The 15,005-nt window shown below is 25.0% G+C and carries 18 protein-coding genes; 15 read left to right on the top strand and 3 right to left on the bottom strand.

The genetic code is table 11. The annotated features are described in order from the left end of the window. Positions 1-7 precede the first annotated feature (7 nt). From QZ321_RS05715 to cls, 3 genes are all read left to right on the top strand, one after another. Entirely contained in the window at positions 8-871 is an 864-nt protein-coding gene (locus QZ321_RS05715; RefSeq protein WP_291740417.1) for a sugar ABC transporter permease, read from the top strand. After that, positions 871-1,755, top strand: coding sequence for a carbohydrate ABC transporter permease (locus QZ321_RS05710; RefSeq protein ID WP_291746882.1), 885 nt, complete (start codon positions 871-873; stop codon positions 1,753-1,755). Before QZ321_RS05715 ends, QZ321_RS05710 begins: the two co-directional genes overlap by 1 nt. 198 nt (positions 1,756-1,953) lie before the next feature. Next, positions 1,954-3,393: a cardiolipin synthase gene (cls, locus tag QZ321_RS05705; RefSeq protein ID WP_291746885.1), complete on the top strand. Its 1,440-nt coding sequence runs from the start codon at positions 1,954-1,956 to the stop codon at positions 3,391-3,393. A gap of 58 nt (positions 3,394-3,451) precedes the next feature. On the opposite strand, the gene QZ321_RS05700 is transcribed toward cls, so the two are convergent. Beyond that, a complete protein-coding gene (locus tag QZ321_RS05700; protein ID WP_291746887.1) occupies positions 3,452-4,354 on the bottom strand; it encodes a LysR family transcriptional regulator in 903 nt (300 codons plus the stop codon). Between the two features lie 189 nt (positions 4,355-4,543). Between QZ321_RS05700 and QZ321_RS05695 the strand changes: the two genes are divergently transcribed. The 3 genes from QZ321_RS05695 (at position 4,544) to QZ321_RS05685 (ending at position 6,608) form a co-directional block, all read left to right on the top strand. Continuing rightward, the gene (locus QZ321_RS05695) at positions 4,544-5,569 is read left to right on the top strand and encodes a putative sulfate exporter family transporter (protein WP_291746890.1); all 1,026 of its coding nucleotides are present in this window, start codon (positions 4,544-4,546) and stop codon (positions 5,567-5,569) included. Positions 5,570-5,751: 182 nt separating this feature from the next. Further along, positions 5,752-6,282: a cob(I)yrinic acid a,c-diamide adenosyltransferase gene (locus QZ321_RS05690; RefSeq protein ID WP_291746893.1), complete on the top strand. Its 531-nt coding sequence runs from the start codon at positions 5,752-5,754 to the stop codon at positions 6,280-6,282. Positions 6,283-6,371: 89 nt separating this feature from the next. Further along, positions 6,372-6,608, top strand: a complete 237-nt coding sequence (locus tag QZ321_RS05685) for a TIGR04540 family protein (protein ID WP_291740402.1) — start codon at positions 6,372-6,374, stop codon at positions 6,606-6,608. Positions 6,609-6,690: 82 nt separating this feature from the next. Here the strand turns inward: QZ321_RS05685 and QZ321_RS05680 are convergent, their stop codons facing one another. After that, on the bottom strand, positions 6,691-7,074 hold the full coding sequence (locus QZ321_RS05680) for a carboxypeptidase-like regulatory domain-containing protein (protein ID WP_291740400.1): 384 nt from the start codon (positions 7,072-7,074) through the stop codon (positions 6,691-6,693). A gap of 241 nt (positions 7,075-7,315) precedes the next feature. On the opposite strand from QZ321_RS05680, the gene QZ321_RS05675 reads away from it, so the two are divergent. Beyond that, positions 7,316-7,558, top strand: a complete 243-nt coding sequence (locus tag QZ321_RS05675) for a hypothetical protein (protein ID WP_291740399.1) — start codon at positions 7,316-7,318, stop codon at positions 7,556-7,558. Between the two features lie 33 nt (positions 7,559-7,591). On the opposite strand, the gene QZ321_RS05670 is transcribed toward QZ321_RS05675, so the two are convergent. Continuing rightward, positions 7,592-8,353, bottom strand: coding sequence for a polysaccharide deacetylase family protein (locus tag QZ321_RS05670; RefSeq protein WP_291746896.1), 762 nt, complete (start codon positions 8,351-8,353; stop codon positions 7,592-7,594). Positions 8,354-8,519: 166 nt separating this feature from the next. On the opposite strand from QZ321_RS05670, the gene QZ321_RS05665 reads away from it, so the two are divergent. The 8 genes from QZ321_RS05665 (at position 8,520) to QZ321_RS05630 (ending at position 14,949) form a co-directional block, all read left to right on the top strand. Next, entirely contained in the window at positions 8,520-8,750 is a 231-nt protein-coding gene (locus QZ321_RS05665) for a hypothetical protein (RefSeq protein ID WP_291746898.1), read from the top strand. Between the two features lie 152 nt (positions 8,751-8,902). Next, positions 8,903-9,631, top strand: a complete 729-nt coding sequence (locus QZ321_RS05660) for a phosphatase PAP2 family protein (protein ID WP_291746900.1) — start codon at positions 8,903-8,905, stop codon at positions 9,629-9,631. A gap of 115 nt (positions 9,632-9,746) precedes the next feature. Then, positions 9,747-10,097, top strand: coding sequence for a hypothetical protein (locus tag QZ321_RS05655; RefSeq protein ID WP_291746902.1), 351 nt, complete (start codon positions 9,747-9,749; stop codon positions 10,095-10,097). Between the two features lie 215 nt (positions 10,098-10,312). Next, positions 10,313-11,620, top strand: coding sequence for an MATE family efflux transporter (locus QZ321_RS05650; RefSeq protein ID WP_291746905.1), 1,308 nt, complete (start codon positions 10,313-10,315; stop codon positions 11,618-11,620). Between the two features lie 2 nt (positions 11,621-11,622). Continuing rightward, the gene (locus QZ321_RS05645) at positions 11,623-12,441 is read left to right on the top strand and encodes a MerR family transcriptional regulator (protein ID WP_291746907.1); all 819 of its coding nucleotides are present in this window, start codon (positions 11,623-11,625) and stop codon (positions 12,439-12,441) included. Between the two features lie 352 nt (positions 12,442-12,793). Continuing rightward, on the top strand, positions 12,794-13,105 hold the full coding sequence (locus QZ321_RS05640) for a hypothetical protein (RefSeq protein ID WP_291746909.1): 312 nt from the start codon (positions 12,794-12,796) through the stop codon (positions 13,103-13,105). 222 nt (positions 13,106-13,327) lie between these two features. Beyond that, entirely contained in the window at positions 13,328-13,999 is a 672-nt protein-coding gene (locus tag QZ321_RS05635; protein WP_291746912.1) for a DUF969 domain-containing protein, read from the top strand. Between the two features lie 20 nt (positions 14,000-14,019). Further along, a complete protein-coding gene (locus QZ321_RS05630; RefSeq protein WP_291746915.1) occupies positions 14,020-14,949 on the top strand; it encodes a DUF979 domain-containing protein in 930 nt (309 codons plus the stop codon). The last annotated feature ends 56 nt before the right edge of the window (positions 14,950-15,005 follow it).

Genomic DNA, 15,005 nt, shown 5'->3' with positions numbered 1-15,005 from the left:
ATTAGAAATGAAGAAACGAAATATGTTTTTCCTATGTACAGTAATACCAATGATAGTTGTATTTTTCTTGTTCCATACATTCCCATTATTAAAAGGTGTGATGTATAGCTTTACAAATTTTAGAGGATTTGGAGATTTTGATTTTGTTGGGTTAATGAATTTTAAGGATCTATTTACTGATTCGAGAGTATTAAATTCATATATGTTTACCTTTAAATTTGCTATAGTTACAACAATAATAGTAAATATAATAAGCTTAGCATTGGCAGTAGCTTTAAATTCAAAAATAAAGTTTAAAACGACTTTAAGAGGATTATATTTCTTACCTAATATTTTAGGGGGGTTAATCGTAGGATATATATTTAATTATATTTTTACATTTATAATTCCTAAGTTAGGTGAAGTTATGGGAAGTGAAGTTCTAAGTAAAAGTATACTTGGAAGTACAAGCCTAGCATGGATAGGTGTAGTAATTGTAGTAGCATGGCAATCAATAGCTTTTAATACTATAATTTATATTTCAGGGCTTCAAACTATTCCTGATGATGTTTATGAAGCAAGTGGAATTGATGGAGCTGGAAAATGGCTTCAATTTAGAAAAATTACATTCCCTTTAATAGCACCATTTTTTACTATAAACATGGTTTTGTGTATGAAAAACTTCTTAATGGTATTTGATCAAATTATGTCATTAACAGCTGGAGGACCTGCACAATCAACAGAATCAATTTCTATGCTTATATATAAAGCAGGATTTGGTGGAAGTCAATTTGGATATCAATCAGCAAACTCAGTAATATATTTTATAGTTATTGTAGCTATATCATTATTCCAAATTAAGATACTAGAAAAAAGGGAGGTTCAACTATAATGGCGGAAGTAAGTTTGAAAGCTAGTAATAAATCTAAAATAAAAAAAGGATCACTTATAAAAAAGCAAGATGGTAAAATTAATTGGTCGGTTACAATATTACTTATTATTTGTTCACTAACAATATTATTTCCTCTTTATATAACTATTGTTATAGCATTTAAACAACCATCTGACATGATGGGGAATGTTTTATCATTACCTAAGACATGGAACTTTAATAACTTTATACAAGCTATTAAAATGACTAATTTCTTTCATACTATATTAAATAGTTTAATTATAACAGCAGGGGCTGTAATAGTAACTATAGTTACAAATTCATTAGTTGCATATGCTATTGCAAGAAATATGCATAAAAAATTTTATAAGTTTGTATATTTTTATTTTGTAAGTGCAATGTTTGTGCCTTTTTCAATGCTAATGTTACCGCTTGTAAAACAAGTAAGTTTCTTTAACTTAGATAATAAAATTGGTATGACAATTCTTTATATGGTATTTGGTATATCTATGAATACCTTACTTTATGTTGGATATTTAAAAAATATCCCGCTTGAACTTGAAGAAGCGGCATATGTTGATGGCGCAAAGCAATGGACTGTATTTTGGAAGGTTATATTCCCTTTATTAAAACCAATGCATGCAACAGTTGGGATTATGACAGCACTTTGGGCTTGGAATGATGTAATGATGCCTCTTGTAATATTAAGTGAACAAAGTCAAGCAACATTACCATTAGCTCAATATATATTCCAATCTAAATTTGGAACAAACTATAATGTAGCATTCGCATCATATCTGTTGGCATTATTACCATTATTAATATTCTATTTATTTGCACAAAAGTGGATTATAAATGGAGTGACTAAGGGTGCAATAAAGTAGATAATTTAAAATAGAACCTCTAATTAAAAAGTATACTTATTAAAATTTAGTATACTAGATAATAGAGGTTTTATTTTTTTATATTATGGAAAATATAAATTTGATAATGGTTTTTAAATTAATGTATACTATAATAATGTTAAAATATAATAAATAAACATATTTAGCAAAAAAGACTGTGCAAAGGAGAAAAGTTTGATGTTTAAATTTTTAACTATTTTAATTCATATTATAAATTTATTAACAATAATTTATATGGTTTTTAAAGAGAAGCGTTCACCTAATAATATAATAGCTTGGATGTTAATTTTATACATCGCACCATTTATTGGATTTATAATATTTTTGCTTGTTGGCAGAAAGATGAATAAGACAAATATGTTTGGAATTAAAAATTCAAAAATAAAAGTTCTTGAAGAATATAATAAAATAATAAAAGAAAGAACAAAATTACAATTAGAAAATAGTAATTTTAAAAATAGTGATATGGTAATGGCATTAGAAAATATAGATTATTCACCTTATAGAGATGATAATGAAGTTTGTATGTACTCAGATGGTAAAGAGTTTTTTGATGCATTACTTAAAAGTCTTAGTAAGGCTAAAAAAAGTATAAATATACAATTTTACATATTTAAAAATGATGATATAGGAACAAAAATATTAAATATATTAGAAGAAAAAGCTAAAGCTGGAGTTGAAGTTAGATTATTATATGATTCTGTAGGGAGTAGATTATTAAATAAAGATGTATTAAAAAGCTTGAGAGATGTAGGAGGAAAAACAGGAGAATTTTTTCCATCATGGTTAAAGTTTATTAATATTAATATGAATTTTAGAAATCATAGAAAAATAGTAGTTATAGATGATAAAATTGGATTTGTAGGAGGATTTAATGTTGGAGATGAGTATCTAGGTAAAGATAAAAAATTTGGATATTGGAGAGATACTCATATTAAATTTAAAGGTAGTGCAGTAAAAGATTTAAATTTAAGGTTTTTAGCTGATTGGAGATACGCAACTAAAGAGGATGTAGATTTAACTCAAGTATTAGAAGTTAGTGATGAAAGTATTGGAGAACCTAATACGGGAATGCAAATAGTATCTAGTGGGCCTAATTTAAGCGAGAGATATGAAATTAAATTAGCATATTTAAAAATGATTCAAAAGGCCAAAAGATATTTATATATTCAATCTCCTTACTTAATAATTGATAAAACTATATCAGATAGTTTAAAATTAGCTTCAGCATCTGGAGTTGATGTAAAAATAATGATACCTGGAAAAGGAGATCATCCTTTTGTATATTGGGCTAATTTGGTTAATGCAGGAGAGTTATTAGAATATGGAATAAAAATATATCATTATGATAAAACTGCTTTCCTTCATGCTAAAACTGTTGTTATTGATGATGAAATTTGTTCAATAGGAACAGCAAATATGGATACTAGAAGTTATGAATTGAATTTTGAGGTTAATGCTTTTATTTATTCTAAAGGTATATCAAAGAAGCAAAAAGCTGAATTTGAAAAAGATATGCTTAAATGTGAGGAGTTAACTTTAGAGAAATATAAAAATAGAGGTAGAGTAGTTAGGATTAAAGAATCAATCTCAAGATTATTTTCAGATGTATTATAATTAAAATTAGCACTAACATTGAAGAAAAAATTTTTTACTCATATGTTAGTGCATAATACTATTTATTATTAATAGAATTTGTTTTAGTATATTCTTTAAGTTCTTCTAAAAATATATGTGCGGCTTTTGATAATGTTAACTCCTTTGGATATATGTAAGAAAATGAACGTCTAAAATCATTATTAAGTTTTAGAGAAGTTAATTCATTTCTAGATTCAGCTTCTAAAATTATATGTTTAGAGGTTATAGTTAAACCTAAATTATTTCTAACGGCTTCTTTTATAGCTAAATTACTACCTAATACCATAATACTTTTTGGAATAATTTTATTTTGAGCAAAGAATAAATCAAGATATTCTCTTGTTCCCGAACCTTCTTCTCGAGCAATCCATCTTCTGTTTTGAATACTATCTAATTTAATTTCTTTGTCTTTTAAGTCGCTATGAAATGGCGCAACAAGAACCATTTCGTCTTCTAAAAAATATTCTTGTTTAAATAAAGCAGATGATACTGAACCTTCTATAAGACCTATATCCAATTTCATTTTTTTTAGTTCTGAAGATATAAAGGATGTATTTTCTATTTTAACTTCAATATCTACATCAGGATATTTATTAGAAAAGTGGGCTAAAAATTTTGGTAATATATATTCACCAATAGTTAAGCTAGCTCCTATTTTTATGGTGCCTTTAATTGAAGTTGAAAGTGTTTTTACATCCATAAATGTAACATCTAAAAGGTTTATTATCTCTTTAGCCCTTTTATATAAAGTATAACCGCTTTCTGTAATAGATATAGTTTTTTGTTTAACAGATCTATTTATTAAAGTAACTCCAAAAATAATTTCTAAATTTTTTATATGTGTACTAACACTTGGTTGTGAAAGGTTTAGATACTCAGCAGCTTTAGTAAAGTTTTTAAAATCTACAACCGCAATAAAAGTTTTAAATTCTTCAATCAATGCAATAACCTCCTAGTATTAATATATAAATTAAATGGGTAAACTATATTTAATAAATACATTATACAATAATTATTAAAGAAAGTAATCATTATTATATTTAATATTTATTTTACTAATGATAAGTTTATATGTATACTAAGCTAAGTGCTAAAAACAGATAAAATTTTTTTAGGAGGAATAATATATATGAACGATAATAAATTTCTTGATTATGTAAAAGGTATATTACCTGGATTACTTGTTTCAATAGCAGTAGCATTTGTAGGAATATTACTTGCTAAATTTGTACCGAAATTAGGAGCTGGAACAATATCAATTTTTCTGGGAATGTTTGTGGGAAACTTATTTTTAAATCAAGAAGTTTTTCAAAAAGGATATAAGTTTTCAGAAACTGATATTTTATCATATTCTATTGTTTTATTAGGAGCAACTTTAAGTATTGGAACATTATTAGAATTAGGAATAGGTGGATTTGTCTTTATAATATTACAAATGGCAATAACAGTAATTGGTTCAATATATATAGGAAAGAAGTTGGGATTTAGTGAAAACTTCAGATTTTTAATGGCTAGTGGAAATGCTGTTTGTGGTTCTTCTGCAATAGCAGCAACAGCACCAGTAATTGAAGCTGATGATAAGGAAAAGGGTATAGCAATAACTATAGTAAATATTACAGGTATAGTTTTAATGTTTATTTTACCTCTAATAGCTAAAGCATTATTCCATGCAGAAACTATGCAAACGGGAGCTTTAATTGGGGGTACTTTACAATCAGTAGGTCAAGTTGCAGCTAGTGGAGCTATGGTTGGTGAAGAAGTAAAAGATATGGCTATGATATTTAAAATATTAAGAGTTGTACTTTTAGTTGTAGTAGTATTTGTATTTGGACATTTAAAACAAAAAAGTAATGGTGAAATAGTTAAAGAAGAAGTAACAGAAATTGAAAAGAAAAAAGTTAAAATTCCTTGGTATGTTATAGGATTCTTTGTAACTTGTGCTTTATTTTCTTTAAAGATTATACCTTTAAATGTATCTCATGTATGTAAAAGTATAAGTAACAATCTTGAGATTATAGCATTAGCAGCTATAGGATTAAGAGTTAATGTAAGAGAATTACTTAAACAAGGAAAAGCAGTTTCTTTATATGCTTTAGGTGTAGGATCATTACAAATAGTTGCAGCTTTAATACTAATATTTATATTAATAAGATAATAAATTAAAAAAAGAATGAGTTATATTATATTGAATTAAAAAATTTCAATGTAATATGACTCATTTTTATTATATAAAGCTTATTGGGAGAAATAAATTTTAATCTTATAGTTGACAATAATATTATATAAAAAGTATTATAGTAAAAAATAAATTAAGAAAATATTTTAGGAGTAGATTTTATGGAAAAAGGACTTATACATATATATTGTGGAGATGGAAAAGGAAAAACTACCGCGGCTATGGGACTTGCAATTAGAGCAGCAGGTAGAGATAAAAAAGTTTTTATAACTCAATTTTTAAAAAGTGGAAAAAGTGGAGAGCTAGTATCATTAGAAAAATTAAAAGAAAATATTAATTTTTTATTAGGAAAACCTGTAAATAAATTTGTATGGAACATGAATGAGGCTGAAAAAAATGAAGCAAAACTAGAACATACTAAAAGATTTAAAGAAATAATTAAAATTATAAATACTAAGGAATATGACCTTTTAATATTAGATGAAATGATAGCAACTATAAATAATGGATTTATTGAATTAAACGATGTTATAGAATTTTTAAAAAATAAACCTGAAGGATTAGAAGTTGTTATGACTGGAAGAGATCCAAAACCTGAACTTATAGAACTTGCAAATTATGTAACAGAAATGAAATGTATAAAGCATCCTTTTGAAGAAGGAATACCATCTAGAATAGGAATAGAAATGTAAAATATATAGTAAAAATTATTAGATTAATATATAATACATAAAGTAAAAAATAAAAACTATTAAATAGATGATTATTAAAGGAGTAACATATGAGAGCTGTATATAGAAATCCGAGAGAATTAGCAACAAAATTAAAGGATGTAATTGATTTATATTTAGAAGATTTATTATCATATGAAAAGTTAGAAGCTACGGTTATAGCTATGATAAAAGCAAATGATGATAGAATTTATAAAAATGGATTTATGCCTACAAAATTAATTGCTGCTATAGGAGAAGAAAGAAAGGCTATAGTAGATAAAATAGCTTTAGATAATAATTTATAAAATAATTTAATAAAAAAATTAAAAGGAGCTTTTTGAAGCTCCTTTTAGTTTATCTTTTGTATAAAAATACTTCGGTGTAAAACTAACATCCACAACCTTGATTACATTCATTTGATACAGTATTAACGTTTATGCATCCACCTTTATAACAGCTTACTTTTAAACATTTGTGAACTATTTGAGTGTTGTCACTAAATATTTTTAACATATAAGTTGTATTTGGGCATAAAGGGCCTAATAAAAATTGTCCATTATCGTCTGTGAATGTGTGAGTTAATGGAACAGGATATTCACATTTATCAACTATTTGAAGTAATTTAACAACTGCATCAGCAACTGGTAAACCAGCGCAGTCAAGAACTGTACCAAATATACAACTTCTAGTTTCCCTTGGTAGTTTTACAGTAGCATCTATTTGTTCATTGCAACCAGTTTTAAAAACACAATTTCCTAATCTACAGCTCATAATTTTATCCTCCTAAGTGAATTGTAATATACTATAATATATTCCAATATAAACTCAATGTGTTCTAATTTATAAATTTTGTTTATGTAAAGTATTTAATTTAAAAATAATTTTTACATACTATATTAAATCTGCGGAATAATATATTTAATGCTTTTTTGTAACTTTTGTTACTGAAATAGTTTTTAAAATAAGTTATAATTAGAAAAAATATTACACAAAAGTAGGAGGAAAAAATAATATGAGTTGTGGTTGTGGAAATATGAACAAAAAAGATGGAAAAGCAGTTGTTGATTTAGTAAGAAGTAAAGGAAAAGCAGATTTTCCTATATCAATACAACATGAAATTGAATGTAGCTGTGGAAAAAGTTTTACAATGAAAACTTTAGTAGATAAGTGTCCACATTGTGGTATGACATATGGAGTTACTCCTTGTTCATCAAGAGATAAGGAAAATGTAGCTGCTGCTGGTATAGATTATTAATTTAAAAATAACTAAATTGCTTTTGCAATTTAGTTATTTTAATATTTCAAATTCATAACCAGCATCTTTTAATAATTTTATTATGCCAGGTAGGGCTTCTACAGTAGTATTTTTAGTCATGCAATCATGCATTAATATTATTGCAGTACTTTTATAATTTCCATCTTTATCTTTAATTTCTTTTGACACATTTTGAATTAATGTAGAGACTGGAATATTATTTCCTTTAGCGTCACCAGAATCAACATTCCAATCATAGACATTAACTCCCATTTCATTTAATTTAGAAGTTATATTTTTAGTAAAATCCTTTCCCCTAGAATTTCTAACTACAGTATTACGAGAGCCACCTGGAAATCTAAATATTGTACAATCATTTCCTGTAACTTCTTTTATAAAATCTTGTTGTTTATTAAAGCTTTTAAAAAATGCTTCTTCGGAAGTATAAACATATTTAAATTCATGATCAGCAGTATGATTACCAATAGCATTTCCCTCCTCATAAGCTCTTTTAATAAACTTAATATGAGGCTCTACATAAGGTGAAATTATAAAAAATGTTGCATGTACATCATTTTCCTTTAATATGTTAAGGATTAATTCTGTATTTTTACTAGGGCCATCATCAAAGGTTAAATAAGCAATCTTTTTTTCTGTAGGTTTTATATCATTATCAATTATATCCGTAGGAGAAAAAAGGTAAGCGTAAGCTAAAAAGCTATTTGATAATAAACTTAAAATTAAAATTAGTAGTGTTTTTTTGAAAAAATTAATGTATTTCTTTTTAAATTTCATTATTAATCCATCCTTGTATAGAAATAAAATATTTTTGTAAAATCAATTTTAGTTTATACAATTTAAATAAAATTTATTTAGACATCTATAATCACGTTAATTATGAACATTTATAGTAATAAAGAATATTATGAAATTATAAAGAAATCAAGGAGATTAGAAGTAAATGAATCCATATGAACTTATAATGAAAATTGATAGAAAGATGAGAGAAGATCCAGCTTTTGCAAATAAGTTTAATAGATTAGTAGCTGAATTAAATAGAACTCCAGGATTACAACAACAAATTATGAGAATAGCACAAATTAAGGATGAAGCTACAAGACAAAGAGCTTTAAATAATTTACCTGAAAATATAAAACAATCAGTTGCAGAAATGTTTAAGCTACTAGGTTAATACAATATCTAAATATTAAAATAACCAATTAAAAATTGGTTATTTTTTTGTTAACATGATTATCTATAGTAAATATTATCATAGAATAAATTATAGAATAAGTAAATTTAATAAAAATAAGGTAACATTTAGAAAAGATGCGAGGTGGTAATATGGAGATAAAAGATAATAAGATAAAATTAAATAATAATAGTGAAATAAAAATACCAGATTTAATTTGGTTTATTATGATTCCAATAATTAATATAAATTATGTTTTAGCAAGTAGTTTAGCAAAGAGGGGAAGTGACCTTACAATTGGAATTGATAATATAATTCCATTTAAATCTATATTTATTATTCCATATATATATTGGTATGTTTATATTGTATTAGGCTTTATATTTATATTATTAAATTCAAGACAAGAGTACATTAGAGCTTTTATATCATTTTTTATAGGTATGAGTTTTTGCTATGTTGTATATTATTTATATCCAACAGAAATTACTAGACCAATAATTGAAAATAAAGATATATTAAATTATTTAGTAAATATTATATATTCTTTAGATAAGCCAGTTAATTGCTTTCCATCATTACATGTTTTAACCACTTATTTTATAATGAGATATATAAAATACGGAGATTCTAAAATTAAGTTTTATTACACTCAAATAGTTGGAGTATTAATAATATTATCTACTTTATTTATAAAACAACACTTTGTATTAGATGTTATAAGCGCAATAGTTTTATGTGAAGGAATAATTTTTTTAGTTAGAAGAATAGATGATTCTATAATTGAAAAAATATTGGTTTTGCCTTATAAAATAAAAGGGAAAATTAAAAATAAGGAAATTATAGAGGAGAAAAGTAAATTAATTAAAAATAGAAAATAAATATTTAATAAAAAAGATACTTAAATATTTTTAAGTATCTTTTTTATTGGAAAGTTTTTTTATATAAGATATAATTAATGAATATATTATTAGTTTAATTAGAAAGAGGACAAATATGAATTTAATAAATACTTATGAAAAATTTAAACATATAAATGAAGAGTTTATAGCATTTATAGATAAGCTTGTTATAGAAAATTTTGAGTCTTTTACAGATGAGCAAATAAAAATGAATTTAAATATAGCTCTAAAAAATTATGAAAAACTTAAATTTGAAGCTGATGAAATTAAAGTTGAAGCTTGTGACAAAAATAATTTAAATGATTTAAATTATTTAATAATGAGTGCATTATTTTTAGTATCAGATTTAATTCATTTTTATAACTTAAAAGAATATGAAAGGTTTAAAATGAGAGCAGTGAATTATATAAATAATAGTAGAAGAGGAAAATATATTAATAAATAAAATATTAAAGAAAAGTCCATGATAATAGTAAGAATATTATCATGGACTTTTCCTTTGAAAAAAGGGCTTAACTTTAGAATAAATAATTAATAAAGATATTAATTTATATATTTTTAATCTAATAATTTTTATATAAAATAGATAAAATCTATTGACTCTTGTGTAAGGTTAGAGTTTATAATTTGAAAGGATTAAAATTTAAAGGAGATATATATATGAAAAAGGAATTTTTTAAATATGCTATTCCATCAGCCTTAGCAATGTTTATTTCTTCATTATATACAGTAATAGATGGTATATTCGTTGGACAAGGCGTTGGAGATTCTGCCTTAGCAGCTGTAAATATAGTTCTTCCGTTTACAGTTATGTTATTTGGATTAGCTTCAATGTTTGCTATTGGAGGAGGAGCATTAGTTTCTAAAAATATAGGTGCTAATAATGTAGATAAAGCAGTTAATATTTTTAGACAAGTATTTAAGTCTTTATTAATAGTTAGTTTAATAATAAGCATTATATGTGTGATATTCACAAATCAGATAGTTAGTATATTAGGTGCTACTGATATATTAAAACCATTAGGGGTTGAATATTTAAGGTTTTATGCATTATTTTGTATACCAAATATAATTGGAATTGTTTTAAATAGTTTTATTAGAAATGATGGTAGACCCAAATTAGCAATGGTATCTACAATAAGTGGTGCAATTACTAATATAATTTTAGATTATATATTTATTTTTAAATTAGGAATGGGAATAAAGGGTGCTGCAATTGCTACAGGTCTTGGACAAATAGTAACAGTAAGTATATTATTACCACACTTTATTATGAAGAAGGGATATTTATCTTTTGGAAAAGTAAAAGTGTCATTAAAAACAGCAAAAGAAGTTTGTATTATAGGATTTCCTTCATTTTTTGCCCAAGGAAGCTACTCTATAATAGTTTTACTTACCAATATAGCCTTAGTAAAGTATGCAGGAGAAATTGGAGTTTCAGCATATAGTATATTAAATTATTTAACTACTAATATATATATGGTTTTATATGGAATTACATTAGGTGTTCAACCACTTGTTAGTTATAATTACGGGAAAAAAGATGTAAATAAAATGTTAGGATTTTTTAGAATAACATCAGCTTCTAATATAATAATAACAGGATTTTTTGTAATTATAAGTTTTGTATTTGGGCCTGTGTTAATATCTATATTTACAAATGATGTACAAATAGCAAATATGGCTTATGTAGCATTAAAAATAGCATGTTTAAGTTATTTTGCTGTAGGTTTAAATTTAAATAGTTTAGTTTATTATCAAGCAATTGAAATACCAAAGTACTCTAATTTAAGTTGTATTTTAAGATCGATAGTATATTTACCAATATGTTTATTCTTATTAGGTAAATTTTTTGGTATTAATGGTATTTGGGCAAGTGCAATCATATCAGAAACATTAACATTTATAACGATAAAATTAGTAGGAAATATAAAATTATATACAGCTAAAGTTTTAGAGGAAGCATAATTATGAAATCTAAATTTTCTATTGGAGAAGTAGCAAAAATACACAATATTACTGTGGAAACTTTAAGGCATTATGATAGAGTAGGCTTATTAAAGCCTTCATATATAAATAGTAATACTGGATATAGATATTATAATGCTAAAGATTTCATAATTTTAGATTTAATAAAACAATGTAAGGCGATGGGCTTATCTTTAGAGGAAATAAAAAATATTATAGAAAATTATACTTCGCCAGAATCAGTTTTGCATATTATAAGAAAACAAAAAGAAATTGTTAATGAGAAAATAAAAGAATTAAACAATATAAAAGAAAACATTACATTTCTTGAAGAAAACATAAGTGTATCATTAGATGAAGGGTTAAATAAAATATTCATTAAGTTTTATGATAAAAGAGATTTTATTAAGTATAATAATTCTAATAGATTCACAGAAGAGTTTGAGGTAAATTTAAGTAAGATTTTAGCTGAGATAGAAAGAAAATATACATATTTTAATAAGGAGTTAGGGTTTGTTATTTCTTGTGATGAACTTAAAAAATCTAAAGAAGTAGTTTATAAAAATGCAATGATAAAATTTACTCAAAGTATGGATATAGAAGAGTATGATAAAATTATTTTACCAGCTGGGAGATATTTAACTTTAAACTTTGATGATGATTATAATGATACAAAAAAATACTATAATATTATGATGGATTTTATAGATAAAAATAATATTAAAGTATTAGGTGATTTTTATGAAATATATATAATAACCAGAGTTGGAACTGATGGAAGTGAAAAGTCATTAGGAAAAATTCAAATACTTATTGAATGAATTTAAACATAAATTGTAAATAACTATGCTTGTGTATATATGTTTATATTGAATAATTAATTTTATATAGAAAAAAATATAAGTAATAGTAATTTAGATAAAAAAGAAATATATTATAGATTTGTAGCTAGTAGTTTTAAGGAAATATTAAATGCTGAAATAAGAAAAAAGGAATTAGTATCTAATGGGTATAAGCACACTTTTATAGATATTTATAAAAAGAATTAAGTTTAAAAAAGATTATATCAAAAATAGGAAAATATTTTGATATAGTCTTTTTTTATTTTTAATAAAAACTTATAAGATAGCTAAAAATAAATATATCAACTAAAGGAAAGTAGGGGAATTAATTATGAAGGATAAAGAAAGAATAGTTAAATATTTGATTTTTATTTTAATTTTTAATGTAATAAAAAATAACTTTGATTTTTGTATGTTAAATCCTAAATCATATTATAGTGATTATTTTAATAAAACTACTCCAAAAGAATATGAATCAGTACCTAGCAAAGACTTAAATAGTGAAGATAATAATATTAATAAAATCGAAGATTTTCATTATTACTTTGATGATTATGATTATTATGATAATTACAAGGATTTTAAATATTATGACAAGAAGGATGACTATTATGATCATAATTATTATGAAGGATATGAATAATTATGCAAAAAACTCTTATTTTATTTAAATTAATAAAAATTTAAAATTAAGTTGTATATGATAAAATAGTAAAAAAACACAATATTATTGATAAAATAATTGGTGAAAACGCTTCTAAATTAAGAAATAATAACTAAAAAACACAAATGGTATATTTTTTTTATGGACAAAATTGCAAAAAAGAGGTATATATATAATATAAGAGGAATAGGGGGAACAGAAATGGTACTAATAGGAATACTAATGGTAATAATCGGATTTGCATTAAAATTAGATAGTATAGCTGTAATAATAATATCAGCTCTTGCTACAGGTTTTGCAGCTAATATGGATATTACTGAAATACTTTCAATACTTGGAAAGACATTCGTTAATCAAAGACTAATAACAATTTTTATATTGACATTACCTGTAATAGGTATCTCAGAAAGATATGGATTAAAAGAAAAAGCAGTTTTACTTATTAAAAAAGTAAAAAATCTTTCAACAGGAAAATTATTAACACTTTATTGCTTAATAAGACAAATAGCTGGGGCTATGTCACTAAGAATAAGTGGACATCCTCAATTTGTTAGACCTTTAATAAATCCAATGGCTCAGGGTGCTGCAATAAGTAAGTATGGAAAGCTAGATGAAAAAACAGAAGCAAAAATAAAAGCAGCAGCGGCTTCTATGGATAACTATGGAAACTTCTATGGACAAAATCTTTTCTTAGCAAGTTCAGGGGTTTTATTAATTGCTAATACTTTAAGTGAATTAGGATATGTAACAAGTGGATTAGATATTGCAAAGGCATCAGTTCCTATAGCAGTAATTACTTTTGTGTTAGTTTTAATTCAAAACATGATGTTAGACAAGCAATTAGAAAGAAAGTTTGGAAATAAGAATAAATAGTTATAAAGGAGAAGATATACATGGATTTTGCAGCAATTTCTAATATGTTATTAGAAATATTCTACATAATAATTGGAATTATGATGTTAAATACTGCTGTGTTAACATTAAAGGATAAAAGCCATAAGGCTAAAATTGGAACAGCCACTTTTTGGTCATTACTTGGGATAATATTTATATTTGGACCTTATATACCATCAGCGATAGTTGGAGGAATACTAGTTGTTATAGCAATACTTACTTTAACTAAGCAAGTTAAACCAGGAACAACTAAAGCTTTAGATTCAAAGTTTGGAGAAGAACAAGCAAACAAATTAGGGCTTAAGGTATTTATACCATCATTAGTTATAGCTTTAGTTGCTTTAGGGATTGCACAATTTACACCAATTTCAGGAACAGCAGCTATAGGAGTTGCAGCAATAATTGCTTTAATAGTTGCATTTATTATTACTAAAGCAAAACCAATGGCTTTAGTTGAAGAATCAGATAGAATGCTTCAATCAGTTGGAGCAGTAAGTATATTACCTCAATTACTAGCGGCACTTGGTGCATTATTTACAGCAGCAGGAGTTGGTGATGTAATTTCATCAGGAATATCAAGTGTATTACCACAAGGAAATCTATTTATAGGAGTTACTGCTTATTGCATAGGAATGGCACTATTTACAATGATAATGGGAAATGCTTTTGCAGCATTTTCAGTAATAACAGTTGGTATAGGTATACCATTTGTATTTGCGCAAGGCGCTAATGTTGCAATTGCAGGAGCTTTAGCATTAACAGCAGGTTACTGCGGTACATTATTAACCCCAATGGCAGCTAATTTTAATATTATGCCAGCTGCTTTACTTGAAATTGAAGATAAAAATTCAATAATCAAGCACCAAGCACCAGTAGCATTAATATTATTAGCTATTCACATTGTATTAATGTACTTCTTAGCATTTTAATTTAAATATTAATTTAATATGATATAATATATATGAGATATTTTCTAAAGATTTTA

The organism is uncultured Clostridium sp. (assembly GCF_910588715.1).
Taxonomy (GTDB): domain Bacteria; phylum Bacillota; class Clostridia; order Clostridiales; family Clostridiaceae; genus Clostridium.
Note: the sequence above shows the minus strand (reverse complement) of the source record. Positions and strands in the feature narration are given on the sequence as shown.

What these genes read in the sequence shown, in the direction of transcription:
- QZ321_RS05715 (WP_291740417.1), top strand. Translation starts at nt 8, where the DNA reads ATGAAGAAACGAAATATGTTTTTCCTATGTACAGTAATACCAATGATA.
- QZ321_RS05710 (WP_291746882.1), top strand. Translation starts at nt 871, where the DNA reads ATGGCGGAAGTAAGTTTGAAAGCTAGTAATAAATCTAAAATAAAAAAA.
- cls (WP_291746885.1), top strand. Translation starts at nt 1,954, where the DNA reads ATGTTTAAATTTTTAACTATTTTAATTCATATTATAAATTTATTAACA.
- QZ321_RS05695 (WP_291746890.1), top strand. Translation starts at nt 4,544, where the DNA reads ATGAACGATAATAAATTTCTTGATTATGTAAAAGGTATATTACCTGGA.
- QZ321_RS05690 (WP_291746893.1), top strand. Translation starts at nt 5,752, where the DNA reads ATGGAAAAAGGACTTATACATATATATTGTGGAGATGGAAAAGGAAAA.
- QZ321_RS05685 (WP_291740402.1), top strand. Translation starts at nt 6,372, where the DNA reads ATGAGAGCTGTATATAGAAATCCGAGAGAATTAGCAACAAAATTAAAG.
- QZ321_RS05680 (WP_291740400.1), bottom strand. Translation starts at nt 7,074, where the DNA reads ATGAGCTGTAGATTAGGAAATTGTGTTTTTAAAACTGGTTGCAATGAA.
- QZ321_RS05675 (WP_291740399.1), top strand. Translation starts at nt 7,316, where the DNA reads ATGAGTTGTGGTTGTGGAAATATGAACAAAAAAGATGGAAAAGCAGTT.
- QZ321_RS05670 (WP_291746896.1), bottom strand. Translation starts at nt 8,353, where the DNA reads ATGAAATTTAAAAAGAAATACATTAATTTTTTCAAAAAAACACTACTA.
- QZ321_RS05665 (WP_291746898.1), top strand. Translation starts at nt 8,520, where the DNA reads ATGAATCCATATGAACTTATAATGAAAATTGATAGAAAGATGAGAGAA.
- QZ321_RS05660 (WP_291746900.1), top strand. Translation starts at nt 8,903, where the DNA reads ATGGAGATAAAAGATAATAAGATAAAATTAAATAATAATAGTGAAATA.
- QZ321_RS05655 (WP_291746902.1), top strand. Translation starts at nt 9,747, where the DNA reads ATGAATTTAATAAATACTTATGAAAAATTTAAACATATAAATGAAGAG.
- QZ321_RS05650 (WP_291746905.1), top strand. Translation starts at nt 10,313, where the DNA reads ATGAAAAAGGAATTTTTTAAATATGCTATTCCATCAGCCTTAGCAATG.
- QZ321_RS05645 (WP_291746907.1), top strand. Translation starts at nt 11,623, where the DNA reads ATGAAATCTAAATTTTCTATTGGAGAAGTAGCAAAAATACACAATATT.
- QZ321_RS05640 (WP_291746909.1), top strand. Translation starts at nt 12,794, where the DNA reads ATGAAGGATAAAGAAAGAATAGTTAAATATTTGATTTTTATTTTAATT.
- QZ321_RS05635 (WP_291746912.1), top strand. Translation starts at nt 13,328, where the DNA reads ATGGTACTAATAGGAATACTAATGGTAATAATCGGATTTGCATTAAAA.
- QZ321_RS05630 (WP_291746915.1), top strand. Translation starts at nt 14,020, where the DNA reads ATGGATTTTGCAGCAATTTCTAATATGTTATTAGAAATATTCTACATA.